Below are 26,495 nucleotides of genomic sequence, written 5' to 3' on the forward strand. Positions count from 1 at the left end.
CCGAGGACGAGGGCGCCGGTCGTGGCGAGGGTGATGGAGGTCTTGAGGCTCTTACGCATCGTGATCAGTCCTTTGCTGTTGTCGCGCTCGGCGCGGCTGCTGTGTGCGCGCCGAACACACCCTTGGCGGGGTGGAGAACCAGCGATGTGCGGCTGGTGAGCGCTCCGGGTGTTTCCCGGTCGTTGCAGGTGATTCGGCACCCTGCGGCGAAGGGTTTGGACGGATCTGCCGTCGTTACCGCTCTGTGACCTTCGGGCTCATCCGGACAGCGGTCACGCCCGCAAGTACGTTCTCTGGGAGGCCGCTGAACGTGGTCCATCGAGAAAGGCACTCCCCATGGCATCGACGTCCAGTCGTCCCACGTCCGTCACCGTCGCGTTCGTCATCTGGCTGGTGGTGGTCCTGGCGAACATCCTGCAGGGCATCATCAACCTCACGTCGGGCTCCTCCGCCGACGTCGCTGACAGTGTCGGCACCGCCCCGCTCGTCGGCGGCGCGATCTTCGCGTTCATCCTCGCCGTGATCGAGCTCATCATCGTCTTCAAGATGCGCGACGGCCGCAACTGGGCCCGCATCGTGCTGACGGTCCTCGCGGTCCTGCAGCTCATCGGCGTCGGCGTCGGCGCGGCCTCGGGTGGCAACGCCTTCGGGTTCATCGGTGGCATCGCGGTGCTCATCGCGACGATCCTGATGTACGTCGGCGGCGCGAACGGGTACTTCCGTCGCCACTGAGCGGGCGTGCGTGCGGATGCGCTCCTGCGTGACGCACACCGGTCGCTGAACGCGACCACCTGACGGACGGGAGGCCCGGTGCCAGCTGGCACCGGGCCTCCCGTCCGTCGTCCGCTCGGGTCAGAACGCCTTGCCCGGGTTCAGGGTCCCCGCCGGGTCGAGCGCGTCCTTCACGGAGCGGTGCATCGCGAGCACGCGGTCGCCGAGCTCGACGCGCAGGCCCGGCAGCTTGAGCAGCCCGACGCCGTGCTCACCGGTCACCGTCCCGCCGAGCGCCAGGCAGTCCGCCACGATCTGGTCGAACGCGGTCTTCGCGCGGGCCTTCGCGGCGTCGTCGCCCTCGGGCGCGATGATCAGCGGGTGCAGGTTGCCGTCGCCGGCGTGCGCGATGTTGGCGATCGTGACGTCCTGTGCGTCCGCGGTCACCTGGATCCGCCGGAGCATCTCGGGCACCGCGCTCCGCGGCACGCAGATGTCCTCGGTCAGCACCGGGCCGAGCCGTTCGAGCGCCGGGTAGGCGAGTCGGCGGGCCTGGAACAGCCGGTCGATGTCCCCGGGGTCGGTGGCCCGCTCGACGTCCGTGCCGCCGGCCTCGGCGAAGACGTCCGCGACGTGGTCGGCGATCGCGTCCCCGGCGGCACCGCGCTCGTCGACCCGCGCGAGCAGCAGGGTGTCGACGTCCGCCGGCAGCCCGAGGTGCATCCAGTCGTCGACGGCGCGCAGGCAGGTGCGGTCGACGATCTCGAGTGCTGCGGGGATGATGCCCGCGCGCGAGATCGCGGCCACGGCGTCGCCCGCGGCGGTCAGCGAGGGGAAGTACCCGATCACCGCCCGTTCGTCACGGCCGGCCAGGGGGAGCAGCTGCACGGTGACCGACACGACGATGCCGAGCGTGCCCTCGGAACCGACCATCAGCCCCGTGAGGTCGTACCCGGCGACGCCCTTCGCCGTCCGGCGGCCGAGTTCGACCACCGATCCGTCGGCCAGCACGACGGTCATGCCGAGGACGTAGTCGCGGGTGACCCCGTACTTGACGCAGCAGATGCCGCCGGCGTTCGTCGCGACGTTGCCGCCGATCGTCGAGATCGCCGAGCTCGCGGGGTCCGGCGGGTACCAGAGGCCGTGCTCGGCGACCGCGGCGCGGAGTGCGTCGTTGATGACGCCGGGTTCGGTGACCGCGTAGCGCTCGTCGGTGTTCACCTCGAGCACCCGGTTCATCCGCTCGAGCGACACGACGATCGAGTCGGCCATCGCGTTGGCGCCGCCGGACAGACCGGTGCCGGCACCGCGGGGGACGACCCGGAGACCGGCGGCGGCTGCCCAGCGGACGGCGGTGACGACGTCGTCGGGGCTGCGTGCCAGGACCACGGCGAGCGGTGCCGTGGAGTCGGCCCACTCGGCGTCGTCGTGGCGGTAGCGCTCGAGGGACTCCGGGTCGCGGAGGACCTGGTCGGACCCCAGCAGGTGTTCGAGGGCGGTGGCGTCGGCTGCGGTGGCGGATGCGGCGGTGACGGTCATGCGGGGTGGGGGTCCTTCCGTGGCGCGGCGGTGCGGGCCGGGTCCGTCGACGATACGCCGGTCAGTCCAGGCAGAACTCGTTGCCCTCGACGTCCTGCAGGACGATGCACGACTCGTTCACCTGGTCCGCCGTCATCCGACGGACCTGGGTGGCGCCGAGCCCGACCAGTCGGGCGCTCTCGGCGTCGAGGGCCGCGAGCCGTTCGGCACCGGTCATCCCCGTGCCGACCCGGACGTCCAGGTGCACGCGGTTCTTGACCGTCTTGCCCTCGGGGACGCGCTGGAAGAACAGGCGGGGGCCGGCACCGGTCGGGTCGACGCACGCGAAGGCCGAGCCCTGGTGCTCCGGCGGCAGCGACCGGTCGAACGCGTCCCAGTCGGCGAACCCCGGTGGGGGTGGCGGCACCACGTAGCCGAGGACCTCGCACCAGAACCGGGCGACACGCTCCGGCTCGGCGCAGTCGAACGTCACCTGGACCTGTCGCACCGTTGCCATGGCGCCGAGGATACGACGATGCGCGACCGGCGTCCGCCCGGCGTTCGCCCCGCGTCCGCCCGGCGTCCGCCCCGCGTCCGCCCGCGTCGGCTCAGCCGAGCTGGGTGGCGGCGGCTCGGAGCTCGGCGAGCGCGGCCGTGGCGTGGTCGGCCAGTCGGTCGTCGTCGGCGCGCCCCACACCCGACCACCGCTCGAAGCCCTGCTTGAAGGCGAGGACACCCATCTCGGCGGCCAGTCGAGCGGGCGCGTCGGGGACACCGCGGCCGACCAGGGCGTCGGTCATGGCCGCGGCCATCCCGACGCTCTTCAGGGCGTCGCGCTCCTGCAGCTCGGCGCTGGCGGCGACGGCCGCTCGCAGTCGTGGTCCGAGCTCGCGGTTCAGCGGTCCCATCTCGTCCGAGGCCCGTTCCAGACCCGCGGCGACGGCGTCGAGCGGGGTGGCGTCGGCCGGTGCGTCGGTGATGCCCTCGGCGAGCAGCCGGCTCAGGGTCTCCTGCCCGGCGACGAGCAGTTCGCGCTTGTCCGGGAAGTGCCGGAAGAACGTGCTCTTGGTGACACCGGCGCGCTCGGTGATCTGCGCGACGGTCGTCTCGTCGTAGCCCTGCTCGGAGAACAGGTCGACCGCGGCCAGGACCAGTCGTTCCCGGGCCCCGGGTTCCCATCGCACCATGGGACGATCATACGCGACGGGACAATTGTCCCATCACGGGTGTACGGTGATGGTACAAAAGTCCCATCACTTCTGAGGAGCACCCATGCACGTCTTCGTCACCGGCGGCACCGGCACCATCGGCACCGCCGTCGTCACCGAACTCATCACCGCCGGGCACGCCGTCACGGCCCTGGCCCGGTCGGACCGGTCGGCCGTTGCCCTCGTCGCCGCGGGGGCGACCCCCGCCCGCGGTGCGCTCACCGACCTCGACGTGCTGCGCGAGGGCGCACGCGCGGCCGACGGGGTCATCAGCCTCGCGTTCTCGAACGACTTCAGTTCAGCCGAAGCGCTCGAGCGGGGGATCGCCGAGGAAGGCGCCGCCATGGCCGCACTCGGCGAGGCACTCGTCGGCACCGCCCGCCCGTTCGTCGTCGTCTCCGGCACGCCGTGGGAGCCCGGCCGGGCCTCGGTCGAGACCGACCCGCTCCCGCTCGAGGGGCCGGTCGCGGGTCGAGCCCGATCCGTCCTCGCCGCCCTCGACCTGGCGGCACGGGGCGTCCGGGTCTCGGCGATCCGGCTGCCGCGCACCGTGCATGCGGACGGCACGGGCGGGTTCGCCGGCATCCTGACGGAGACGGCCCGACAGGCAGGGGTGGCGGGCTACCCCGGCGACGGTGAGCAGCGGTGGCCCGCCGTGCACGCCGCGGACGCCGCGGTGCTGTTCCGGCTCGCGCTCGAAGGTGCTCCGGCAGGGACCGTCTGGCACGCGGTCGCCGACGAGGGGGACCGGGTGCGTGCCCTGGCCGAGGTCATCGGGCGTCGGCTCGGCCTGCCGGTCGAGCGGGTGGCCGACGAGACGTTCGGCGCGTTCGCGCCGATCTTCGCGATGGACCAGCCTGCGTCGAGTGCCCACACGCGCGACGCGCTCGGCTGGGCCCCGACCCACCCGAGCCTGCTCGAGGACCTGGAGAACGTGCAGCGCTGAGCGCTGAGCGGTGAGCGCTGAGCGTGCACGGTGCGGCGTGCGCGATGCGGTGCGGCGTTGATGGCGTGGTGCGCGCCTGTGGCGCGTCACGGGGCGGTCAGGCGCGCACCGGTCGGCGTTGCGCGCACGGTGCGCCGGTCGGGAGGTGCGGTGCCGGGCCGCCCCGGGCCTCCTGGCTGTGCGGTGGGCGCTGCCAGTGCACGGTGCGGCGTGCGCGATGCGGTGCGGCGTTGATGGCGTGGTGCGCGCCTGTGGCGCGTCACGGGGCGGTCAGGCGCGCACCGGTCGGCGTTGCGCGCACGGTGCGCCGGTCGGGAGGTGCGGTGCCGGGCCGCCCCGGGCCTCCTGGCTGTGCGGTGGGCGCTGCCAGTGCACGGTGCGGCGTGCGCGATGCGGTGCGGCGTTGATGGCGTGGTGCGCGCCTGTGGCGCGTCACGGGGCGGTCAGGCGCGCACCGGTCGGCGTTGCGCACGGTGCGCCGTGCAGCCGCGTCAGTGCTGCGTGCCGCGCAGGCGGCCGATGCCGAGCACGATGCCGACGACGACCATGCCCAGCGCGAGGCCGGCCACGGCCGACACGGCCGTGTCGGCGATCCAGACGACGACGGGGCCTGCGGCCTCGAGCGCGTGCTCGATCACGTGCAGCAGGTCGTACGGTCCGTGCCAGAAGGTCTCGGCGAGGTTCGCGATGACCAGGTGTCCGCCGACCCAGAGCATCGCGACCGTGCCGATGACGCTGATGACCCGGAAGACCATCGGCATCGCACGGACGATGCGGGCACCGATCCGGCGGGTGCGGCGGACGGAGTTCTTCATCATCTGCAGGCCGATGTCGTCGACCTTCACGAGCAGTGCCACGGCGCCGTAGACGACGGCCGTCATGACCAGACCGATCACGATCAGGGCGCCGAGCGTCGGCCAGAGCCCCAGGTCGGGGTCGAGGCCCGCCAGCGCGATGAGCATGATCTCGGTGCTCAGGATGAGGTCGGTGCGGATGGCGCCGAAGACGAGCTTCGGTTCGGTGACGGCCTCGTCGGACCCGCCCTCGTGGTGGACACCGAACCACTCGGTGACCTTCTCGGCGCCCTCGAAGCACAGGTACGTGCCGCCGAGCAGCAGCAGCCACGGCAGCACCCCGGGTGCGAACGCCGTGAGCAGCAACGCCAGCGGGATGATGATGATGAACTTGTTGAACAGGCTGCCGAGGGCGATGCGCCCGACGACGGGGAGTTCACGAGCGGGCTCGAGGCCCTGCACGTACTGGGGCGTGACGGCGGCGTCGTCGATGACGACCCCGGCGGTCTTCGCGCTGGCCTTGAGGGCTGCGGAGAGGATGTCGTCCACCACGGCGAGCAATCCGACTGACAATGCGTTCTCCACTCGTCTGACCTGTGACCGTGCACAGCGTAGTGGCCGCGGAGCATCCTGAACGCCAGCCGCGGGGCGTCCGTAGGCTCGCGGCATGGCTGACTTCACCGCATCCCAGGCCGCCGTCGTCCGGATCGAGCGTTCCGAGCAGGGGCGCTGGGACCTCTCCGTCATCAGCGACGCCGGTGTCGCGATGGGGCACGGCGTGTACCTGTTCGACGCGGACCACGACGACGCCGAGGACGAGCAGGCCGCGGCCCTCGACTTCGTGCGCGACTACGGGTTCCGGTTCGAGCGCGACGCCGTGCAGGCCGACGGTCCCGACGCCTTCTGGGCACCGCTGCTCCCGTCCGACCAGCAGTAGGCGCTGCAGCGCGTGGGAGTCAGCGCGCCGAGTCCTCGAACCCGATCAGCCAGGTGACCCCGTGCGCGTCGCGGACGGTGCCGTCCCAGTCGCCCCACGGGCGCTGCTGCAGTGGGTCGATCACCGTGCCGCCCTCGGCGAGTTGGTCGAACCACCGACGCAGGACGTCCGGTTCCGCAGCGCCGAGCAGTGAGAAGAGCAGCCCGGTCGCCGCGAACGGGGTGTCGCCCTCGCTCGCGTCCGCGGCGAACAGCTGCAGCTCGCCGGTGAGCTGGCCGTGCGCGACGGCGTCGGCCGGGCCGTCCGTGCGGGAGAAGTCCGCGTAGGTCGCGATCTGCACGTCGCCGCCGAACACCCGCTGCCAGTGCTCGAGGGCCTGCCTGGCGGTGCCGGCGAACTGGAAGTACGGCGCGGGTCCGGTCGTGTGCATGCCCGGCAAGGTACTCCGGAGTGCGGCGTGCGGGAACCCCGGGGCTCGTCAGTCGAGCAGCGCGAGTGCCCGCTCCAGGACGTCCTCCGGACGGCCGTCGCCGTGCAGTGCCCACCAGGTGAGTGCGGCGCTCGCGGCGGCGGCCAGCGTGTGGGCGCGCACGGCGACGGCGAGGTCGTCGGCGGTGACCCCGTCCCGCTCGGCCACGTACCGCAGGATCTCGTCGGTCAGGGCCGTGACCGTGGCAGCGCCGACGTGCTCGAGCGACGGGTTCGCGCGGATGACCCGGAGCCGGTGTCGGGTGACCTCGACGGCGTCGTCCGGGAACGTCGCTCCGATCCGGTAGGCCGCCCGGAGCGCCACCGCCGAGGGTTCGTCGGCCGGCCGTGACCGCAGGGCCTCGCGGAACCGTGCGGCGAACTCGTCGAGACCGCCCCACACCAGCGCCGCCTTGTTCGGGAACAACCGGAAGAGCGACCGACGGCTCACCCCGGCCGCCGCGGCGACGTCGTCCATCGACACCGCGTCGAAGCCCTGGTCGTCGAACAGCCGGAGTGCGACGAGGGACACGGCGTCGGGGTCGATGGTGCGCGGGCGCCCCGTCGGACGGTCGTTCGTCGAGCTCATGGAGACCTTTCGGCACTGAGTGCTATAACCGGGTGTGGCGCAGCGAGCGCCTCTCATTGAGGAGACGACATGACCGACACCACCGCCGGACGGTTCACCGGCAGGACCATCATCGTCACCGGAGCGGGTTCCGGCATCGGACGCGCCACGGCGACACGCATCGCGAACGAGGGCGGCCGCGTCATCGCGACCGACGTCGTGGCTGATCGGCTCGATGCACTGCGCACGGAGCTCGAGGGCCTCGCAGTGGAGACCGTCGTCGGCGACGTCGCCGCGAGGGAGACCATCGACGCACTCATCGCCGCCGCCGGCGACCGGGTGGACGGGCTCGCCAACGTCGCCGGCATCATGGACGCGTTCCTGCCGCCGGACGAGGTCGACGACGCCACCTGGGAGCGTGTCTTCAGCGTCAACGTCACCGGCCCGATGCGCCTGACCCGGGCGGTGCTGCCGCTGATGATCGCCGCCGGCAAGGGATCGGTCGTGAACGTCGCGTCCGAGGCCGCGTTGAAGGCCTCGGCCGCCGGTGCTGCCTACACCTCGTCGAAGCACGCCATCGCCGGGTACACCAAGAGCGTCGCGTTCTTCCACGGGCCGCAGGGCATCCGGGCGAACGCCGTGGCGCCGGGTGCGGTCGCCACGAACATCGAGGCGCCGATGCGCAGCGAGTACGCGGCCCGCCGGGTCGGTCCCATCATGCAGACCACCATCCCGCCGGTCGCCCAGCCCGAGCAGCTCGCCGCCGCCATCACCTGGCTGCTGAGCGACGACTCGGCGAACGTCAACGGTGCGGTGCTGCCGAGCGACGGTGGCTGGTCCGTGGTCTGACCCGTTGCTGCGGCACGAGACGCCGTCGTCACGTCGAGACGCCTCCGGAAACGGGGGCGTCTCGACGACTTCGCGGCGTCGGGCAGACACGACGGCGTACGCCGCGGTGTCGCCCGCCTACACTGCCGACATGACCGAGGTCTCCGCCGAGCGCTCCGAGTGGGGCCGGTTCGCCCCCGACTCCGTCGAACGCCGGATGCTCGAGCACGCCGGCACCGCACTCGGTGTCGTCCTGCGGCCCCGGACGGTCGTGCTCGACCGCGCCCGGGTCGAGGTCGAGGGCATCGACGACGCCGACCGGGTGGTCGTGCAGCTCGTCGCGAACCAGGGCGCCTACAAGCCCGCGTGGCGCAACAAGGTGATGGCGGACCTGTTCAAGCTCCTGTGGCTGCGCCGTTCGGTGCCCGGGGTCGAACGAGCGGTGCTCGTCGTGGCCGAACCCGCTGCTCGGGCACTCGCCGGGTGGGTCTCGGTCGCCGCCGCCGACCTGGGCGTCGAGGTGCTCGTGTGGGACGGAACCACCGCAGCGCCCTCGTCGCGCTGAGCTCCGCACCCGTTCACACGTTCGCAACACATGTGGTCCGGCTCCGTAACACGGGCGTCCTAACCTCGTCACCAGCAGCGGATTTCCGCGTCGCAGACGAACCCGAGCTCGCGACGCACGCTCTCCGCCATACGAGACCGAGCCTGCGTGCTCGCCGACGGTATGGAGGAACGGATGAGCACATCAGCGGTCCGCGTGGACGCGGTGCGCAAGGTGTACGGCAGCGGCGCGAGTGCGATGGTGGCCCTCGACGACGTGGAGCTGACGATCGAACCCGGACGGTTCGTCTCGCTGATCGGCCCGAGCGGCTGCGGCAAGTCGACACTGCTCCGCCTGGTCGCCGGGCTCGAACCGGCTGACCGCGGCGACGTCCGGGTGCACGGCGTCACGCCGGCCCAGGCCTGCGCCGCCAAGCTCATCGGACTCGTGCCGCAGGCCCCCGCGCTCCTGCCGTGGCTGACCGTGCTGCAGAACGTCTCGCTCGCCGCCCGGGTGAACCCCGGAGCCGGGCGTCGCCGAGCGGCCATCGGGGACCTCGAGGAACGCACCACCGGAGCCGGCCCGGACATGCGGGAGCTGCTGCGGATGGCGGGACTCGGCGAGGCGATGGACAAGCTGCCCGCCCAGCTGTCCGGCGGGATGCAGCAGCGCGCCGCGATCGTGCGGGCCTTCGGGCTGCGGCCCGACGTCCTGCTGATGGACGAGCCGTTCTCGGCGCTCGATGAGTTCACCCGCGAGAGCCTGCAGGACCAGCTGCTCGACCTGTGGGACGAACTGCGCACCACGGTGCTGTTCGTCACGCACTCGGTGTCCGAAGCGGTCCGGATGTCCGACACCGTGGTCGTGATGGCCCCGCGCCCCGGCCGCATCGTCGACGTGATCGACATCGACCTGCCCCGCCCGCGGAACCAGCGCCTGTTCGAGGAACGGCGGTTCCACGAGTACGAGGACCTCGTCCGGACTCGACTGCACAGCGCCTGGCGCACGACCGATGCGGCCTGAGGAGGACGGGACCATGAGCGCGACCTCCACCTCGGCGTCCACCGTCACCGCGACCGGCACCACGGCTGAAGCCGAACGGCGCAGCACCCGTCGGCCCGTGCCCGGCTGGCTCCGGCCCGTCGTCTGGCTGCCCCTCGTCGTCATGCTCGCCGTCCTGGCGGTGCTCTGGCAGCTCGGGGCGTCCGCGATGCCGTACCTGCTGCCGCCGCTGCCCGCGGTGGGGGAGACCCTGGCGACGCAGCTGCCCTACTACCTGCAGAACGCCGGCATCACCCTGGCCGAGTCACTCGTGGGCTTGGCGATCGGGTTCCTGGCGGCCTTCGTGCTCGCGGTGCTGACGAGCGAACTGCCGATCGTCCGCCGGGCGGTCATGCCGATCGCGATCGTCCTCAACGTGACCCCGCTCGTCGCCATCGCCCCGGCACTCGTCGTGGCGTTCGGGTTCGGGCCGTTGCCGAAGCTCGTGATCACGGCCCTGATCTGCTTCTTCCCGATCCTGATCAACACCGCCGCCGGACTGCGGTCCGTGCCGCAGCCCGTGCTGCAGGTGTACCGGACGATCGACGCGTCCCGGTTCGAGATGCTCGTGCACCTGCGGATCCCGAACGCCCTGCCGTTCGTCTTCGCCGCACTGCGGATCGTGTTCCCGCTGTCCATCATCGGCGCGGTCGTCGCGGAGCTGTCGGCGTCCGGGTCGACCGGCGGTCTCGGCACCGTGATCAGCACGGCGTCGTCGATGAACCAGCTCGCCGTCGTCTACGCGGCCATCGCGATCCTCGCCGTGATGGGCGTGGCGCTGCTCGGCCTCATCACGCTCGTCGAGCGACGCGTCCTGCACTGGCACCGCAGCGCGAACGACTGACCCGCGGCCGCCCCGCGGCCCGACCGCACCACCCGCCGGAGCGAGCCCGCCCGCTCGACGTCAGCCGCGCCTCCAGGCCGGCCCCCGGCGACCCGTCCCATCACCCGCACCCGCCCTGCACCACCCATCCCTTCCCACAGGAGTGACCATGCAGCACAGCACCACGCAGCCCCGCAGCAAGCAGCACCGCACCAAGGCCGCCGTCGCGGCCCTCGCCACCGCCGCCGTCGCCCTCGCCCTCACCGGCTGCAGCACCGGCTCGAGCGCCGGCAGCGCATCGGCCGAGGGCAGCGCGATCTCGTCCGAGCGGTGCAAGGAGAACAAGGACGCCGGCACGATCACGTACCTGTCCGGCTACCAGTACCAGTCGTCGGCGTCGATCCTCGAGTACATCGCGGCGGACGAGCTCGGCTACTTCAAGGACCTCTGCCTCGACGTCACCCTGAAGCCCGGCTCCGGCGACACCGCGCAGAACACCAAGCTCCTCGCCAGCGGCCAGGCCACGGTGTCCGCGGTCGCCGAGCAGGACCTCATCCAGGCCCGGGCGAACGGCATCGACATCACCGGCATCTCGTCCTACTCGAACGCCGGGCTCGACATCCTGATGACCAACGGCGACGACGTCACGGACCTGAAGCAGCTCGACGGCAAGGTCGTCGGGCACAAGGGGTACGTGCCCGCGTCCGTCCAGGCGATGATGGTCAAGGCCGGTGTCGACTGGGACTCCCTGACGCTGGTGAAGGAGGGCTACGACCCCTCGGTCCTGCCCCGGAAGCAGAACGGGCTCGAGGCGCTGACCGGCTTCGTGTCGAACGAGCCGAACCTGCTGCAGGCCGCCGGTGACGACGTCAAGGTCTGGCAGCCCGTCGACTACGGCATCCCCTCGTCGATCGGCGCGATGGCCGTGAACCCGGCGTTCGCGAAGGCGCACCCGACCGCCGTCGAGGACGTCCTGCGCGCAGCCCTGCACGCCTACGACTTCTGCTCCGCGAGCGCGGCGAAGACGAAGCAGTGCGTCGGCTACGCAGCGAAGCTCTCCGGCGCGACCTACGACGAAGCCCAGAACGCGAAGATCTGGACCACCGAGACGAAGGTCATCGCGGACAACCCCACGCTAGAGCAGCCGCTCGGCGGCATCGACATGGAGAACGTGTCGAAGCTCGTCGACATGCTGCACCAGTTCGGCATCGTGAAGCCCTCCGTGACCGGTGCCGACGCGAAGGCCTGGTTCACGAACGAGTACGTCGACGCCGTCACGAAGGACGGCGAGACGGTGTGGCCGGCACCGTGAGCCCCGTCGTGACCGAGTGTTCCGCAACGACCAGAGAGGCGGCGTGAGATGCCCGCGAAGGAGTACGGGATCTTCCTCCCGATCGGCAACGGCGGGTGGATGCTCTCCACCACCGCACCCCACCCCGAGGCGACCTACGCCTGGAACAAGCGCGCGGCTTTGCACGCCGAGGCGATCGGCCTGGACTTCGTGATGTCGATGGCGAAGTGGCGCGGCTTCGGCGGCACCACCGACCACTGGGGCCGGTCCCTGGAGTCGATGACGATGATGGCCGGCATCGCCGAGGCCACCGAGCGGGTGAAGATCTGGGCGACGATGCACGCCAACGTCCACAACCCCGCCGTCGCGGCGAAGATGTACACCACCCTGCAGGACGTCTCCGGCGGCCGTGCCGGCATGAACATCGTGAACGGTGCCTACGCGGCGGAGTTCGAGCAGTTCGGGATCTGGGACGCGGCGCTCAACCACGCCGACCGGTACCGGATGACCGAGCTCTGGACCGAGGCCGTCACGCGCCTGTGGACCGAGGACAGCGTCACCATGCACACGCCGTACTTCGACCTCGACGGCTGCGAGTCGCGTCCGCACCCGTCGGCCCGTCCGACGATCATCAGCGCCGGCAAGTCCGAGGCGGCCCGGGCGTTCCAGGCGAAGCACGCCGACGGTGCGTTCCTCGCCGCTGACAGCCTGGACGAGATGCGCGACCTGTCGCGTGACGTGCACGACCGCGCGGCCGCCGAGGGGCGGGAGTGCAAGACCTACTCGATGCTCACCGTCGTGCAGGGCGAGACCGACGCCGCCGCACAGCGCAAGGTGCGCGAGTGGGGCGTGGGCGTCGACCGCGAGGCACTGGCCTCGATGCGGTCGTCGTGGGGCGTCCCCGCCGCGCAGGCGCGTGCCTGGGCGGACAGCGCGGTCGGCGAGGACGCGTTCCAGACGGCGTACGTCGCGGGTGCGGCGGACACCGTCACCGAGCACATCGAGTACATCGTCGACCAGGGCGAGCTCGACGGTCTGATGCTGATCTTCCCCGAGTACGACCAGGACATGGTGCTGTTCGGCGAGACGGTCCTGCCGGCCCTCCGGCAGCACGACGCGGCGGTGCTCCGGTGACCGGGGCGACGGAGGGCCGCGACACGCGGCTGGACCGCCTGCTCGGCACCGCGCCGCCGGCGGCAGCCGACGCCGCGCTGCGCCCCGTACCCGGCACCGCGCTCCGCCCCGCGCTCGTCGTCGTGGACGTGCAGCGCGACTTCGGGGAGCCGGCGCGCATCGCCCCGTACGGACTCGACGACCGTGCGTCGGCCGCCGTCGACGCCGCGGTCACCCGCATCGGTACCCTGGTCGACGAGGCCCGCTCCTCCGGCGTCCCCGTCGTCTGGGTCGAGCTCGGCAGCGACCCGGCTCGACCGTGGCGCTCGAGCACCTGGCTGCGCGGTGGTGCCCTCGACGGACCGATGCCCGACGACGAGCCCTGCCGCATCGGCACCGAGGGTGCAGAGTGGTTCCGCACGGCGCCCGCGTCCGGCGAGACGCGCGTCGTGAAGCGCGGCTACAGCGGGTTCCTGGGCACCGACCTGGAGGCCCGGCTCACCTCCGCCGGGATCGGCTGGGTCACCGTCGTGGGACTCACGACCGAGTGCTGCGTGCTCGCCACCGCACAGGACGCGATGCAGCTCGGCTGGCCCGTGGTGGTCCCGCGGGACGCCACTGCCGCGTACGACACCGACGTGCACGAGGCCGCGCTGACGATGATCGGCCTGAACGTCGGCGTCGTGACCGACGCCGACGACGCCGTGGCGCTGTGGCGCGCAGCGGTGCCGACCGAGACGGTGGGCGCCCGATGACCGGCATGCACCTGGCCTACGACCTGTCCTTCACCCACACCGAGGGGCGGTGGGCGGCAGCAGGCAGCTGGGTCGGCCAGGACTTCCCCGACGTGCGGATGTACATGGAGGTGGCGCGGACCGCCGAACGCGCCGGCGTCGACATGCTGTTCTTCGGCGACGGCTCCGGCGTGCCGAGCACCTGGCGCGGCAGCATCGACCCGGCCGTCGAGTGGGGAATCCAGTGGCCCCGGCAGGACATGGCACCGGTGATCGCCGCGATGTCCACGGTCACCGAGCACATCGGCTTCGGGCTCACCTACTCGTCCACGTTCACCCACCCCTTCTCGATCGCCCGACTGCTCAACTCGCTCGACCACGTCACCGGCGGCCGGATGGCGTTCAACGTCGTGGCCTCGTCACGGGGTGCGGACGCCGCGAACTACGGGTCCGACCACCTCGTCGACCACGACCTGCGGTACGAGCGGATGGAGGAGTTCATCGGCGTCTGCCGTGCGCTCTGGGACTCCGTCGCACCGGACGCCATCGTCCGCGACCGTGCGACCGGCCGGTTCGCCGACCCCGCCGGGGTGCACCCCATCGACCACGACGGACGGTTCTTCAAGGTGCGCGGGCCCCTGGCGAGCGTGCCCAGCCCGCAGCGGCACCCCGTGGTGGTGCAGGCCGGCAACTCGCCGCGCGGCATCGCCGCGAGTGCGTCGTTCGCCGACCTGGTGTTCGGGTTCGGCGCGAGCGTCACCGGGCAGCTCCGGCACCGCGACGCCCTCGACGCGGCGCTCACCGAAGCCGGCCGTGACCCCGCCGGCGTCGGGATCCTCTGGGCCACCCAGGCGATCGTCGGTACCACCGAGGCCGAGGCCGTCACCCGTCGGGACTCCCTGCTGTCGTTCTGGAACCGCGAGGCGGTGGGCACCTTCATCTCGCACAACGCCGGGTACGACTTCTCGACCCTGCCGGCGTCGTTCCGGCTCGGCGAACTGCGCGACGAGATCGTCGCCGCGCAGGCGAGCCCGGCAGGCCTGGTCGGCAGCCTGGTCGCGGAGTTCGGCGCGGACCACACGATGGACCGTGACGACTTCTTCGAGCACGGCTGGCGGGCCGCGACCGGGCTCGACCACATGCTCGTCGGTGACGCCGCCACGGTGGCCGACGCACTGCAGGAGAACTTCGCCGCCACGGGAGGCCGCGGTGGCTACATGCTCTCCAGCCCCCTCGGCATGCCGTCCGGGTTCGCCGACCTGAGCGAGCTGCTCGTGCCGGAGCTCCGCGACCGCGGGGCCCTCGCACCGCGGTACCCGGGCACCACGCTCCGCGAGAACCTGGCGGTGTGAGGTGACCCCGGCCCGTCGGTGGCTCGCGCTCGGCGGGCTCTGCCTCGGCTTCTTCATGCTGCTGCTCGACAGCACGATCGTGTCCGTCGCACTGCCCGACGTCGGGCGCGACCTCGGGTCTGACGCGTCGACGTCCGTGTGGGTCAACAGCGCCTACCTGTTCGCCTTCGCGGTGCCGCTGCTCGTGGCCGGACGGCTCGGTGACCGGTTCGGGCACCGCCGCGTCTACATGGTCGGGCTCGCGGTCTTCACGATCGCGTCCGTCGGCTGCGCGGCGGCACCGGGCATCGGTGCGCTCGTCGCCTGGCGAGCGGTCCAGGGGCTCGGTGCGGCGCTGCTGACCCCGCAGTGCCTGACCGTCATCCGGTCGCTGTTCGACCCGCCGCGGCTGGCCGTCGCGCTCGCCGTGTGGAGCGCCGGTGGCGGGGCTGCCACGGTCGCCGGACCGATCGTGGGCGGACTGCTCGTCGAGACGTGGGGATGGCCGTCGGTGTTCCTCGTCAACGTGCCGGTCGGGGTCGTCACGGCGATCGCGGTGCTCCGGTTCGTGCCGGTGTCCCCGCGCATCGTCGTCCCGCTGCCCGTGCTCGCGGTCACCGGGGTGACGGCCGGGGTCCTCGCGGTCGTCGTCGGCGTGCAGGGGACCGGAGCGGGGTTGCTCGCCGCCCCGCTGCCCCGAGCCGCCCTGGTGGTGCTCGGTGCGGGGGTCGTCGCGGTGGTCCTCACGGTGCAGCGTCGGGCCGGCGACCGGGCGCTCGTCCCCCTCGGGCTGTTCCGGGACCGAGGCTTCGTCACCGGCTCGTGGGGCGCGACCGCGGCGTCGTTCTGCGTCGGGTCCGCGCCGATCCCGCTGATGCTCGCCCTGCAGACCGAGCGGGGCCTCGGTGCGGGAGCAGCCGCACTGGTGCTCGTGCCGATGGGCATCGCGTGCCTGGCCGCAGCGCCCTTCGTCGGACGCATGACGAACACCGCGGGCCCCCGGGCGACGGCCACCGTCGGCGCGGTCCTGCTGGTCGTGTCCGTCGCCGTCACCGCCCTGCTGATCGGCACCGGTGCGCCGCTCTGGGCGGTCGCGAGCGCCTTCACCGGCTTCGGGGTCGCGAACGCCTTCGTCTGGTCGCCGTTCTCGCTCGCCGCCGTGCTCGCCGCCGGCCCGAGCACGATCGGGGCGGCCTCGAGCACCTTCAACACCGTCAAGCAGCTCGGCGCCGTGCTCGGCAGCACCGTCACCGCGGTCCTGCTGGCCACCGCGACCGACGCCGTCGCACTCGGCGTCCTCGCGCTGGTCGCGGTCGTCGCTGTGGTGGCGGCACGGTCCCTGCCCGCGCCCCGTCGAGCGGGCACCGTGCTCACCGGTGCCGTGGTCCACGGCGCCGGGGTCGGACACGGCCTGGGGTTCCCCACCGCCAACCTGCTGCCCGACGCCGACGTCGTCCGGTCCGTGCCGGCGGACGGGGTCTACGTCGGCTGGCTCACGGCGGCGACCTGGCCCACCGCCCGCGAGGCCCTGGTCTCGGTCGGCAGCAACAGCACCTTCGCCGACCGGCCGCGCACCGTCGAGATCCACGTGCTCGACTTCGACGGCGACCTGTACGGCACGGCCGTCGAGCTCACGGTCGGCCGGCGCATCCGCCGGCAGCGCACGTTCCCCGGTCCGGACGCCCTCGTCGCCGCCATGCGTGCCGACGAGCACCGCGCCCGGACACTTCTCGCCCGCTCCTGAACGAGGGACCCACCATGCACGACGAGTTCACCGACGACCCGCTCGACATCCGCGAGGCGATCGCCGAGGTGCCCTCGGTCGTCGTGGCGATCGCCGCCCGCGTCACGGGCGTCCCGGTGGTGATGGTCGCGACGTCCTTCACAGTCGGGGTCTCGTACGACCCGCCGCTGGTGACGTTCGCCGTGCAGCACTCCTCGACCACCTGGCCCGACCTCGCCGCGGCGCCGGTCATCGGGGTCTCCGTCCTCGGCCACGAGCACGCCGCGCACACCGCGCAGCTGGCGTCGCGTGACCGCGGGCGTCGGCTCGACGGCGTGGGGACGGTCGAGACGGCCGGGGGAGCGATCCTGCTCGACGGCGCGCACTCGTGGCTCGAGTGCGTCGTCGAGGCCACCCACCGGGCGGGCGACCACGACATCGTCGTGCTGCGGGTGCTCCGGTTCGCCCGCGACCGCTCGCGTGAGGCACTCGTGTGGCACCGGCCGGCGCGGCGGCGTCAGGGCGTCTCCACCTGACGGACGGGAGGCCCGTGGCGACGCCGCCACGGGCCTCCCGTCCGCCCTTCGCTCGCGTCGACGACGCGCGGTTCCTTCCCAGAGCACGTGCGCTGGAAAGCGGAATCGGGCGTACCTGGCAGGAAGTTCCTGCCAGGTACGCCCGATTCGACCAGGTACGCCCGAAGGGCCCCGCTACCCCCGCCTCAGGAGACGAGCGCCGCCATCTCGCGCACGACGGCACGGAGCCGGTCCGCGAGCTCGTCGTTGCTCCGCACGGTCTCGCGGTGCGCCACCTCGCTGAGCGCCGACATCACCAGGGTCACCGCGGTGCGGGCTGTCTGTGCGTCCGTGCGGGTGCCGACGACGCTGAGCAGGGACTGGCGCGACTCGGCCATCCACTGCATCACCATCGAGGACATCTCCGGCCGGAGCACGAGCAGCTCCTTCATGCGACGGCGGTCCTGCGAGAGCGGGACGGTGGCCGCGACCAGGGCGCACAGGTCGTCGACCAGGGCACCGTCGGCCTCGGCGAACCAGGCCGCTGAGCGCTCCGGGACCTCGACCGAGTCGAGCCCGAGCGCCGCGTGCGCCTTCGACGAGAAGTAGTTGAAGAAGGTGCGGGGGGAGACGTCGGCGTCGGCGCAGATCTGCTCGACCGTGACGCCGTCGAGCCCGTGCGCGGACACCAGCGTGAGCGCTGCGTCGTGCAGTGCCTGCCGGGTCTGCTGCTTCTTCCGTTCACGCAGCGTGCACGGCTCCGTTGCCGCAGCCGCTGCCGGGGTGGTGATCACGTGGACTCCTGGTGGGTTGGTGTGTGTGGGAGGGGCGCCCGCCCGGAAAGGGGGCACGGACGGACGCCCCGGTCGGTCACCGACGGTGCGTCGGCGTGGATCCGGTCGAACCCGAGCCGGTCGAACCCGAGCCGGTCGAACCCGAGCCGGTCGAACCCGAACCGGTCGGCACGGACCCGGTCGGCACGGACCCGGTCATCGGTCCGGTGAACGAGCCGGCCTCGGCTGCGGCGGCGCCCGCCTCGGCCTCGAGCTGCGCCTCGGCGGACATGTCGGCCTGCTCCTGCAGCGCGGAACGCTGGCGCAGCGGCGGCACCCGGAAGAACCAGGTCAGCACGAACGCGAGCAGGATGACGCCGAGACCGACCCAGTAGATCGTCACGGACGAGGCGTTGAAGCCCGCCATGAACGGCCGGGTCAGGCGGCTGTCGGCACCGGTCAGGAACGAGGTGTCGTTCGTGCTGGTGGCGCTGTCGCTCGTGGTGTTGCCGTCGTCGATCTTCTTCGCCAGCTCCGGGGTGAGCTCGTCGACCCAGTAGGAGCGCTGGTCGGCGTCCGCCCAGTCGACGGACACGGTGTCGCCCTGCACGCTGGCGTGCGCCTGGTCGGCGACCTGCTCGAGTGCGGACTGCTCGGCGGCCGGCGTGGCCGCGGCGACCTGCTGGTCGATGACGGTCTGCGCGGCTGCTGCGGGCACGGCACCGGCGGTGACCTGCTGCTGCACGGCCGCGGTGACCTGCTCGGTGACCGCGGCGTCGGCGGCCTGCTTCGCCTTGGCCGAGGCTGCGTCGAGCTGCGACTGCACGGTCTTCGTCAGCGGGGTGACGACGGGCGTCCAGATCTTGTCCATGGCGCCCTGGTTCGCCTTCGCGCTGGCGACGGTCGGGTTGAGCGCGGCGTCGAGTGCCGGACCGAGGTCCTTCTGGTTCGCGGTCGCGGTCAGGATGTTCGCCGGCATCACCGAGAACAGGATGGACAGCAGCACGGCGGTGCCGAGCGTGCCACCGATCTGGCGGAAGAACGTGGCGGACGACGTGGCGACGCCCATGTCACGGGCCTCGACGGAGCCCTGCGACGCCAGGGTCAGCGACTGCATGACCGAGCCGAGGCCGAGACCGATGAGGAACATGCCGATCATCAGGAACCAGAGCGGCTTGTCGATCGACATGAAGGTCAGGACGACGTAGCCGGCGGAGACGAGCGCGGTGCCGATGACCGGGAAGATCCGGTACCGGCCGACGCGGGCGACGATCTGACCGCTCGTGATCGAGGCGATCATCAGGCCGCCGACCAGGGGCAGCGTGGCGAAACCGGACTCGGTCGGGGTGAGCCCGACGACGATCTGCAGGTAGAGCGGGATCGTGAGCATCGCGCCGAACATCGCGAAGCCGACCAGGAACCCGATGACGGTCGCCATCGAGAACGTGCCCGAGCGGAACAGCTTGAGCGGGATGATCGCCGCGTCGCCCATCTTCGACTCGATGAGCAGCAGACCGATCAGGCCGACGACACCGACGACGTAGCAGGCGATGGCGGCGGGGGAGCCCCAGCCCCAGATGCGGCCCTGTTCGGCGACGAGCAGGAGCGGCACGAGGGTGACGATGACGGCGGTCGCGCCCCACCAGTCGACCTTCGGCTTCGCGTCGCCGGCGCCGTGCACCTTCGGCAGGTGCAGGAACACGATGACCATGAGGAGCGCCGCGACACCGATCGGCACGTTGATCAGGAGCACCCAGCGCCAGCCCGTGATCCACAGGATCTCGGAGGAACCGGCGAGCAGACCACCGATGAGCGGGCCGATCACGGACGAGATGCCGAACACGGCGAGGAAGTACCCCTGGTACTTCGCGCGCTCACGCGGGGCCAGGATGTCGCCCATGATCGCGAGCGGCAGCGACATCAGCGCACCGGCACCGATGCCCTGCACCGCACGGAAGGCGGCGAGCATGAGCATCGAGGTGGACATCGACGACAGGACGGCGCCGAGGATGAAGACGACGATGCCGAAGATGTACAGCGGGCGGCGGCCGAAGATGTCGGAGAGCTTGCCGTAGATCGGCGTCGCGATCGTCGAGGTGATGAGGTACGCGGTCGTCACCCAGGCCTGCTGGTCGAGCCCGTGCAGGTCGTCGCCGATCGTGCGGATCGCCGTGCCGAACACCGTCTGGCCGAGCGAGGACAGGAACATGCCCGCCATCAGGCCGTAGATCACCAGGAGGATCTGACGGTGGGTCATCAGCGGCTGCTGGCCGGCGCCTCCGGAGGCCGCGGGGGCCTCGGCGGTGTGCCGACCGTGCTGCACCGGGACGGGTGCGGTGGCGGTCATCGAACTCCTTTTTCTGGCTGTGAAACTTTGCAGACCGCGCAACGATACATCTGTTGCTTCCGGCAAGCAACTAAATGTGCCCGCTACGCTGAGCGCGTGACCGACGACCGGCGTGCCGCCGAGCGACTCCTGCGATCCCAGCTCGACCGGCTGTGGGTCCGGCAGACCCTGCGCTCCTCGCTCATCGAGTCCCGGGGCGGCCTCGACCCGACGGCCCGCGTGATCCTGCGAGCCGTCGCCGGGCACGGGCCGGTCCGGGCGACCGCGATCGCCGACGCGACGGGGTTGTCGCGCCCGGTGATCAGCCGCCGGGTCGCCTCGCTGATCGAGGCCGAGCACCTGATCGGATCGCCGGACCCCGCGGACGGCCGCGCCACGCTCGTCACGCTCGCGCCCGCCGGCCGACGGCTGCTCGACGAGCTGGACGCCGCCGGCGCCGAGGTGTTCGACGACCTGACGGAGGAGTTCGCCTCGGACGAGCTGCGCTCGCTCGCCGAGATGCTGACGCGACTGAACGACCGGGCGGACGCGGTCCTGGGGATCGGCACCACGCGCTCCTGACGTGACCAACACGGCGGACGGGAGGCCCGTGGCGGCGCCGCCACGGGCCTCCCGTCCCTGCGGAGCGCGCATTCGAGATACCGTTGGTGGTATGAGCACGGACACCACCCCCACCACTGAGACCCTCGACGACGGGCCCGTGGTGACGTTCGCCGATCTCGGCCTGAGCGACGCTGTGCTCAAGGCCGTCAAGGACATCGGTTACGAGACCCCTTCCGCCATCCAGGAAGCCACCATCCCCACCCTCCTCGCCGGGCGCGACGTCGTCGGCCTGGCACAGACCGGTACCGGCAAGACCGCGGCCTTCGCGCTGCCGATCCTGTCCCGCATGGAGTCCGGCAGCAAGAAGCCGCAGGCGCTCGTGCTGTCCCCGACGCGCGAGCTCGCCCTGCAGGTGTGCGAGGCGTTCGAGCAGTTCGCGTCCCACATGAAGAACGTCCACGTCCTGCCGGTCTACGGCGGCCAGGCGTACGGCGTGCAGCTCTCCGCCCTGCGCCGCGGCGTCGACGTCATCGTCGGCACCCCCGGTCGCATCATGGACCACCTGGCAAAGGGCACGCTCGACCTGTCCGAGCTGAAGTACCTGGTGCTCGACGAGGCCGACGAGATGCTCAAGATGGGCTTCGCCGAGGACGTCGAGACGATCCTCGCCGACACCCCGGACGACAAGCAGGTCGCGCTCTTCTCGGCGACCATGCCCGCGCAGATCCGCCGCATCTCGCAGCAGTACCTGACCGACCCGGCCGAGATCACCGTCAAGACCAAGACGAAGACCGCCGCGAACATCACGCAGCGCTACCTGATGGTCTCGTACCCGCAGAAGGTCGATGCTCTGACCCGCATCCTCGAGGTCGAGGACTTCGAGGGCATGATCATCTTCGTCCGCACCAAGAGCGAGACCGAGACCCTGGCCGAGAAGCTCCGTGCCCGCGGGTACGCCGCCGCCGCGATCAGCGGTGACGTCGCCCAGGCCCAGCGTGAGCGCACGGTCAACCAGCTGAAGTCGGGCAAGCTCGACATCCTGGTCGCCACCGACGTCGCCGCCCGTGGCCTCGACGTCGACCGCATCACGCACGTCGTGAACTTCGACATCCCGGTCGACATCGAGTCCTACGTGCACCGCATCGGTCGTACCGGCCGCGCCGGTCGCTCGGGTGACTCGATCAGCTTCGTCACCCCGCGTGAGCGTCGCCTGCTGTCCGCGATCGAGCGCCACACCAAGCAGCCGCTCACGCAGATGCAGCTGCCGACCATCGACGACGTCAACGAGACGCGCCTGACCCGCTTCGACGACGCCATCACCGCGGCGCTCGAGGACCAGGGCCGGATCGCCGCCTTCCGCGACGTCATCGCGCACTACGTCGAGCACCACGACGTCCCCTCGGACGACGTCGCCGCGGCCCTGGCCGTCGTGGCGCAGGGCGACTCGCCGCTGCTCCTCACCGCAGCCGACGACGCCCTCCGCAGCCAGATGGAGCGCGACGCCCGTCGCAGCGAGCGCGACGACCGTGGTGCCCGCGACGACCGTGGCGGCCGCAACGACCGCGGCGACCGTGGTGGCGACCGCGACCGTGGTGACCGTGGTGACCGTGGCCCGCGCCGTTCGCAGCCGATGTCCCCGTACCGCATCGAGGTCGGCCGTCGTCACCGCGTCGAGCCGCGCCAGATCGTCGGTGCACTCGCGAACGAGGGTGGCCTGCGCCGCGACGACTTCGGTGCGATCCAGATCCGTCCGGACTTCTCGATCGTCGAACTGCCGGCCGACATGGACCCCGGTGTGCTCGACCGACTGACCGACACCCGGATCAGCGGCAAGCTCATCGAGATCCGTGCGGACCGCCGTGGTGGTGGCCGCCGCGACGACCGCGACGACCGTCCGGAGCGCAAGCCGCGCTACTGAGACGCGCCGCGTCCGAGACGCGACCCCCTTCTGACGGGAGGCCCGGTGCCAGCTGGCACCGGGCCTCCCGTCCGTCGTCGGTGCGGGTCCCGTGCCCGCGAGACGCCGTCGTGTCGGCTCCACGCCGCCGAGTCGGCGAGACGCCGTCGGATTCGGCGGCGTCTCGGGAACACGACGGCGTCTGCCGGTCCGGCCATGCGGCATCTTGCGGTGCGGGGAACCGCAGATCCGACCCGCAAGCGTTCCCCTGGGGTCAGCGCGGTGCTGTGATACGTGGAGCCGTGACGCAGGGAGCCGCGGGGAAGGCAGGGGAACCATCGTGTACCGAGCACTCATCACCGCGGTCGCCGCCGCGGCGCTCGTCTTCGGAGGTGCGGTGCCGGCGACGGCGCACACCTCTCCGTCGGTGCCGGGCGCACCGACCGCCGTCCGCGTCACCGGCGACGCGGACAGTGCCACGCTGACGTGGCGTGGCCCGAAGCACGGCGCGAAGGTGACCGGCTGGAAGGTCGCGGTCGCCGCCGTCGCGAACCGGCACGACCGTCAGGTCGACCGACTCCACCCGCGCGCCCGCTCCGACCGCTTCGACGAGCTCTCGCCCGCGACCACGTACCGGTTCTCGGTGCGTGCCCTCGGACACCGGGGGACCGGACGCACGATCACGCTGCGCTGGACGTCACCGTCGGTGCCCGAGCCGGAGACGACGCAGTCGCTGTTCGCGCTCGACGGCAACGGTGACGTCGTGCGGTTCGCGGACTCCGGCAGCGGTGCGGAGACCGTCGTCGCGACGGACGGCGAAGGCTTCACCGCGAACGCCGACGGTGACGTGTTCACCCCGTCGGCGGACGGCACCGAGATCCTGCGGGACCCGGCCGACGGCAGCGGGGTCTCGATCATCGCGTCCGGCCTGCACCTGACCCCGGACCTGCGCTCCGACGCCGAGGGCAACCTGTACTGGGTGGACTCGGTGACCGGTGCGGTGCAGAAGCTGTCCGTCGGCGCCTCGACCCCGAAGGTCGTGCTGGACCTGGGTGGCAAGGCCGTCGGGAGCGATCAGCGTTTCTGGACCGTCACCCCGGACGGCAAGGTCGTCGTGCTCGGCGGAACCGTCAGCCAGCCGTACGTCAAGGGCACCGGCATCGCGCCCCGCACGTTCATCGGGCCGACCGGCACGATCGTCGGCTACCCCGCCGGCGTGCTCGCGGACTCGCACGGCAACGTCTACGTCGACATCCGATCGACCGGTGGCGCCGGGTCGTGGGTCTGGTACCAGCTCAAGCCCGGGGCGACCCAACTGACGAAGATCGAACCACGGTACGCGTTCGAGTACGCCGCCGCGAACGCCGACGGCTTCTCGCTCCTGCAGTCGGCGCAGTTCTGCCCCGCCCCGTCGGAGTACCGGCCGGGCGGGTGCACGATCGACCGCGGCATCCCGGACAAGCTCGTGGTGGGCATCGGCGGGACGTCGACCGTGCCGGTGACCGGGCTGACTGCCGGGTCGGGTGGCGAGCACCTCGGTGCCGTCTCGGCCGACGGGGACGTGTTCGTCTCCATCGACAGCGGCCCCTCGGTCGGGCTGTGGAAGGTCCCCGCCGCGGGTGGAGCTGCGCAGCAGCTCGACGCGGCGCAGTACTCGAGGCTGCTGGTGATCTGACCGGCGGTGCGAGGCGGAAGGGGGTGGGACGCAACGGCGCGTCCCACCCCCTTCCGTGTGTGGTGGCAGCGGGTGGCGGCGGTGTCGGCGGCGGTGGTTCAGGCCGCGCCGGCGGCCGTCCGGCGGCACACCTCGTCCCACGGGGTCGGTTCGATGCCGAAGTGCGCCCGGGTCTCGCGGTCGTCGACCACGTACGGCGCGGTCCACTGGTAGGACATCTCGGCCAGCTCGCGGAGCATCGGCGACACGAGCCCGCCGACGCGGAACAGTGCCGCGGGCATCCGCCGCACCGGCACCGCGGGCTTCCCCGCCGCCGCGAGGACGTCGGTGAGCGCCTGCCGCTGCGTCCGCGGCGCGTTGCTCGGCACCATCCACGTGCGGCCGTGCGCGCCCTGGTCCTCGGCAGCGGCGACGAGGGTCCGAGCGACGTCGAGCACGTCCGTGAAGGTGTGCGGCAGGTCCGTGCGACCGACCATCGACACCGCCCGTCCGCGCAGCGCCGCCGGCAGCACGCGCGTGACGTGCCCGTTCGCGCCGATCCCGGGACCGAGGTAGTCCGAGGCGCGGACCTCGACGGCCCGGACACGGCCGGCGTCGTGCGCGGCGAGGGCATCCGTCCACAGCGTCGCCCGGAGCACCCCCTTGTGGTCTGTGGCGGCGTCCGGCAGTCCCTCGTGCATCGGCCCGTCGACCGGGCCGTACGGGTACAGGTTCCCGGTGATGGCGTAGGTCGCCCCGGTGCGTTCGGCCGCGGTGAGCAGTGCTGCGGCGAGCGGGGGCCAGGTGCGCTCCCACTGCGTGTAGTCGCCGGGGTTCGCGCAGTTGTAGAGGGTGGCTGCTCCCTCGGTGGCGCGGGAGAGGGCATCGGCATCGGAGGCGTCGAGCGCGAGGTGCTCGACACCGACGATGCCCGTGCTGCGACCGGAGCGGGAGACGACGGTGACGCGGTCACCCCGGACGGTCAACAACTCCGCGACGTGCCGGCCGACGGGGCCGGCGCCGACGATGAGGTGGTGGGGCATGGTCTCCTGCTTCCTGGTTGATCGCTTGTTGGTCGTTTGTTGGTCCTTGCGAGAGCACTGCTCTCGGAATCGAGCATGGCAGTTCGTCGACGCGAAAGCAAGAGCAGTGCTCTCCTTTGTGTGCGCTGCTCTCTCGTGCCAGGATCGTGGGATGGCACCCACCGCCCGAGCACTGGCACGGCAGACGGTCACCGCGGACATCCTGGCCGCGGCACGCACCCGCCTGACCGACGAGGGTCCGGCCGCCCTCAGCCTGCGTGCCGTCGCCCGTGACGTCGGGATGGTCTCGTCGGCCGTGTACCGGTACTTCCCGAGCCGCGACGACCTGCTGACGGCCCTGCTCATCACCGACTACGACGAACTCGGCACCGCGGTCGAGGCCGCCGGTGCCGCGGCCGGACCGGCTCCCGGTACGCGCTGGGTCGCGATGTGCCGGGCGATCCGCGACTGGTCGATCGCGCACCCGGGGGACTTCGCGCTGCTGTTCGGCTCGCCTGTGCCGGGCTACGCGGCGCCGCGCGAGACCGTCGTGCCCGCGTCGCGGACGGCGCTGGCGCTGGTGCGCGTGGTAGCGGACGCCATCGGCTCCGGTATGTCCGATGCGCCCGGTGCGTCCGGTGCGTCCGGTGCGGCGGGCTCGTCCGTCACGTCGACGCCGGGGGCGGCCGGGAGGCCCGGATCACCCACCGCGCCCACGGCGGCTCCCGGGGTGGCCGGTCCCGCCGTCGCGGACGGGGTCGCCACCCTGCGCTCGTTCGGCATCACCCTGCCCGACGAGGTCCTGGTCCGCACCCTGATGGCCTGGACGACGGTGTTCGGGACGATCTCGTTCGAGCTCTTCGGGCACTTCGTCGGTTCCGTGTCCGACCCGGCCGCCTACTTCGACCAGGTCATCGTGCGCCTGGCGGATGACCTGGGGTTCACCGCCACGTTCTGACGCGCGTGCTGTCCCCAGATCGGGTGCGCAGCCTGACACAGGCCCCGCCCGTGCGGTAGACAGGTCGTCACGCCGAGGTCGTGCCCGATGACCGGAGCGGACGACCGGCACGGTGCCCTCCGGGTCAGCTGCCGGACGGAACCACACTCGGGCGTGTGCGACGCGGCCGGGGCCCGCGCGGGGATCAGGAGGAACGCTTGCGACGCAG

At 71.9% G+C, this 26,495-nt stretch carries 26 protein-coding genes; 17 read left to right on the forward strand and 9 right to left on the reverse strand.

Going from position 1 to position 26,495, the window contains the following annotated elements; translation table 11 throughout:
• The first annotated feature begins 336 nt into the window (after positions 1–336).
• Positions 337–732 carry a hypothetical protein gene (locus tag DEJ03_RS13535; RefSeq protein ID WP_071405987.1) on the forward strand — a complete coding sequence of 132 codons (396 nt, stop codon included), beginning with the start codon at positions 337–339 and terminating at the stop codon, positions 730–732.
• Positions 733–852: 120 nt separating this feature from the next.
• Here DEJ03_RS13535 and DEJ03_RS13540 read toward each other — a convergent pair whose 3' ends face one another.
• From DEJ03_RS13540 to DEJ03_RS13550, 3 genes are all read right to left on the reverse strand, one after another.
• Positions 853–2,250: an FAD-binding oxidoreductase gene (locus tag DEJ03_RS13540; RefSeq protein ID WP_110864998.1), complete on the reverse strand. Its 1,398-nt coding sequence runs from the start codon at positions 2,248–2,250 to the stop codon at positions 853–855.
• Positions 2,251–2,311: 61 nt separating this feature from the next.
• Positions 2,312–2,746 (reverse strand): VOC family protein, encoded by a 435-nt coding sequence (locus DEJ03_RS13545; RefSeq protein ID WP_110864999.1) that lies wholly within the window; start codon positions 2,744–2,746, stop codon positions 2,312–2,314.
• 91 nt (positions 2,747–2,837) lie between these two features.
• A complete protein-coding gene (locus DEJ03_RS13550) occupies positions 2,838–3,416 on the reverse strand; it encodes a TetR/AcrR family transcriptional regulator (protein WP_110865000.1) in 579 nt (192 codons plus the stop codon).
• Between the two features lie 85 nt (positions 3,417–3,501).
• On the opposite strand from DEJ03_RS13550, the gene DEJ03_RS13555 reads away from it, so the two are divergent.
• Positions 3,502–4,383, forward strand: a complete 882-nt coding sequence (locus DEJ03_RS13555) for an SDR family oxidoreductase (protein ID WP_110865001.1) — start codon at positions 3,502–3,504, stop codon at positions 4,381–4,383.
• A 491-nt stretch (positions 4,384–4,874) separates the two neighbouring features.
• Here the strand turns inward: DEJ03_RS13555 and DEJ03_RS13560 are convergent, their stop codons facing one another.
• Positions 4,875–5,750 carry a DUF808 domain-containing protein gene (locus DEJ03_RS13560; protein ID WP_110865055.1) on the reverse strand — a complete coding sequence of 292 codons (876 nt, stop codon included), beginning with the start codon at positions 5,748–5,750 and terminating at the stop codon, positions 4,875–4,877.
• A 94-nt stretch (positions 5,751–5,844) separates the two neighbouring features.
• Between DEJ03_RS13560 and DEJ03_RS13565 the strand changes: the two genes are divergently transcribed.
• Positions 5,845–6,114, forward strand: a complete 270-nt coding sequence (locus DEJ03_RS13565) for a hypothetical protein (protein ID WP_071245932.1) — start codon at positions 5,845–5,847, stop codon at positions 6,112–6,114.
• 19 nt (positions 6,115–6,133) lie between these two features.
• Here DEJ03_RS13565 and DEJ03_RS13570 read toward each other — a convergent pair whose 3' ends face one another.
• Positions 6,134–6,544 (reverse strand): VOC family protein, encoded by a 411-nt coding sequence (locus tag DEJ03_RS13570; protein ID WP_110865002.1) that lies wholly within the window; start codon positions 6,542–6,544, stop codon positions 6,134–6,136.
• Between the two features lie 48 nt (positions 6,545–6,592).
• Positions 6,593–7,171 carry a TetR family transcriptional regulator gene (locus DEJ03_RS13575; protein ID WP_027464431.1) on the reverse strand — a complete coding sequence of 193 codons (579 nt, stop codon included), beginning with the start codon at positions 7,169–7,171 and terminating at the stop codon, positions 6,593–6,595.
• 69 nt (positions 7,172–7,240) lie between these two features.
• Between DEJ03_RS13575 and DEJ03_RS13580 the strand changes: the two genes are divergently transcribed.
• The 10 genes from DEJ03_RS13580 to DEJ03_RS13625 all read left to right on the forward strand — a co-directional run bounded on the left by DEJ03_RS13580 (position 7,241) and on the right by DEJ03_RS13625 (position 17,114).
• On the forward strand, positions 7,241–7,999 hold the full coding sequence (locus tag DEJ03_RS13580) for an SDR family NAD(P)-dependent oxidoreductase (protein ID WP_110865003.1): 759 nt from the start codon (positions 7,241–7,243) through the stop codon (positions 7,997–7,999).
• Positions 8,000–8,129: 130 nt separating this feature from the next.
• Entirely contained in the window at positions 8,130–8,543 is a 414-nt protein-coding gene (locus tag DEJ03_RS13585; protein ID WP_110865056.1) for a hypothetical protein, read from the forward strand.
• Between the two features lie 174 nt (positions 8,544–8,717).
• The gene (locus DEJ03_RS13590; RefSeq protein WP_110865057.1) at positions 8,718–9,545 is read left to right on the forward strand and encodes an ABC transporter ATP-binding protein; all 828 of its coding nucleotides are present in this window, start codon (positions 8,718–8,720) and stop codon (positions 9,543–9,545) included.
• 13 nt (positions 9,546–9,558) lie between these two features.
• On the forward strand, positions 9,559–10,407 hold the full coding sequence (locus DEJ03_RS13595) for an ABC transporter permease (protein WP_110865058.1): 849 nt from the start codon (positions 9,559–9,561) through the stop codon (positions 10,405–10,407).
• Between the two features lie 148 nt (positions 10,408–10,555).
• Positions 10,556–11,698: an ABC transporter substrate-binding protein gene (locus DEJ03_RS13600; RefSeq protein ID WP_110865004.1), complete on the forward strand. Its 1,143-nt coding sequence runs from the start codon at positions 10,556–10,558 to the stop codon at positions 11,696–11,698.
• 48 nt (positions 11,699–11,746) lie between these two features.
• On the forward strand, positions 11,747–12,811 hold the full coding sequence (locus DEJ03_RS13605) for an LLM class flavin-dependent oxidoreductase (RefSeq protein ID WP_110865005.1): 1,065 nt from the start codon (positions 11,747–11,749) through the stop codon (positions 12,809–12,811).
• Entirely contained in the window at positions 12,808–13,545 is a 738-nt protein-coding gene (locus DEJ03_RS13610; protein ID WP_258370822.1) for a cysteine hydrolase family protein, read from the forward strand. The genes DEJ03_RS13605 and DEJ03_RS13610 overlap by 4 nt, the downstream gene beginning before the upstream one ends.
• On the forward strand, positions 13,542–14,876 hold the full coding sequence (locus tag DEJ03_RS13615) for an NtaA/DmoA family FMN-dependent monooxygenase (protein ID WP_110865060.1): 1,335 nt from the start codon (positions 13,542–13,544) through the stop codon (positions 14,874–14,876). The genes DEJ03_RS13610 and DEJ03_RS13615 overlap by 4 nt, the downstream gene beginning before the upstream one ends.
• A 1-nt stretch (position 14,877) precedes the next feature.
• Positions 14,878–16,599: an MDR family MFS transporter gene (locus DEJ03_RS13620; RefSeq protein ID WP_258370823.1), complete on the forward strand. Its 1,722-nt coding sequence runs from the start codon at positions 14,878–14,880 to the stop codon at positions 16,597–16,599.
• A 14-nt stretch (positions 16,600–16,613) separates the two neighbouring features.
• A complete protein-coding gene (locus DEJ03_RS13625; RefSeq protein WP_110865006.1) occupies positions 16,614–17,114 on the forward strand; it encodes a flavin reductase family protein in 501 nt (166 codons plus the stop codon).
• A gap of 185 nt (positions 17,115–17,299) precedes the next feature.
• Here DEJ03_RS13625 and DEJ03_RS13630 read toward each other — a convergent pair whose 3' ends face one another.
• Both DEJ03_RS13630 and DEJ03_RS13635 read right to left on the reverse strand, forming a co-directional pair.
• Positions 17,300–17,887, reverse strand: a complete 588-nt coding sequence (locus DEJ03_RS13630; protein WP_051596480.1) for a TetR/AcrR family transcriptional regulator — start codon at positions 17,885–17,887, stop codon at positions 17,300–17,302.
• Between the two features lie 76 nt (positions 17,888–17,963).
• Entirely contained in the window at positions 17,964–20,213 is a 2,250-nt protein-coding gene (locus tag DEJ03_RS13635; RefSeq protein WP_258370824.1) for an MDR family MFS transporter, read from the reverse strand.
• A 96-nt stretch (positions 20,214–20,309) separates the two neighbouring features.
• Between DEJ03_RS13635 and DEJ03_RS18025 the strand changes: the two genes are divergently transcribed.
• The 3 genes from DEJ03_RS18025 to DEJ03_RS13650 all read left to right on the forward strand — a co-directional run bounded on the left by DEJ03_RS18025 (position 20,310) and on the right by DEJ03_RS13650 (position 24,328).
• Positions 20,310–20,774: a MarR family winged helix-turn-helix transcriptional regulator gene (locus DEJ03_RS18025; protein WP_163343313.1), complete on the forward strand. Its 465-nt coding sequence runs from the start codon at positions 20,310–20,312 to the stop codon at positions 20,772–20,774.
• Positions 20,775–20,865: 91 nt separating this feature from the next.
• A complete protein-coding gene (locus tag DEJ03_RS13645; RefSeq protein WP_110865007.1) occupies positions 20,866–22,674 on the forward strand; it encodes a DEAD/DEAH box helicase in 1,809 nt (602 codons plus the stop codon).
• A 319-nt stretch (positions 22,675–22,993) separates the two neighbouring features.
• Entirely contained in the window at positions 22,994–24,328 is a 1,335-nt protein-coding gene (locus tag DEJ03_RS13650; RefSeq protein WP_181422724.1) for a fibronectin type III domain-containing protein, read from the forward strand.
• 98 nt (positions 24,329–24,426) lie between these two features.
• Here DEJ03_RS13650 and DEJ03_RS13655 read toward each other — a convergent pair whose 3' ends face one another.
• Positions 24,427–25,350, reverse strand: a complete 924-nt coding sequence (locus DEJ03_RS13655) for an NAD-dependent epimerase/dehydratase family protein (protein ID WP_110865009.1) — start codon at positions 25,348–25,350, stop codon at positions 24,427–24,429.
• 151 nt (positions 25,351–25,501) lie between these two features.
• On the opposite strand from DEJ03_RS13655, the gene DEJ03_RS13660 reads away from it, so the two are divergent.
• Positions 25,502–26,287: a TetR/AcrR family transcriptional regulator gene (locus tag DEJ03_RS13660; RefSeq protein ID WP_110865010.1), complete on the forward strand. Its 786-nt coding sequence runs from the start codon at positions 25,502–25,504 to the stop codon at positions 26,285–26,287.
• Positions 26,288–26,495 lie beyond the last annotated feature (208 nt).

This window comes from Curtobacterium sp. MCLR17_043, assembly GCF_003224215.1.
Lineage (GTDB): Bacteria > Actinomycetota > Actinomycetes > Actinomycetales > Microbacteriaceae > Curtobacterium > Curtobacterium flaccumfaciens.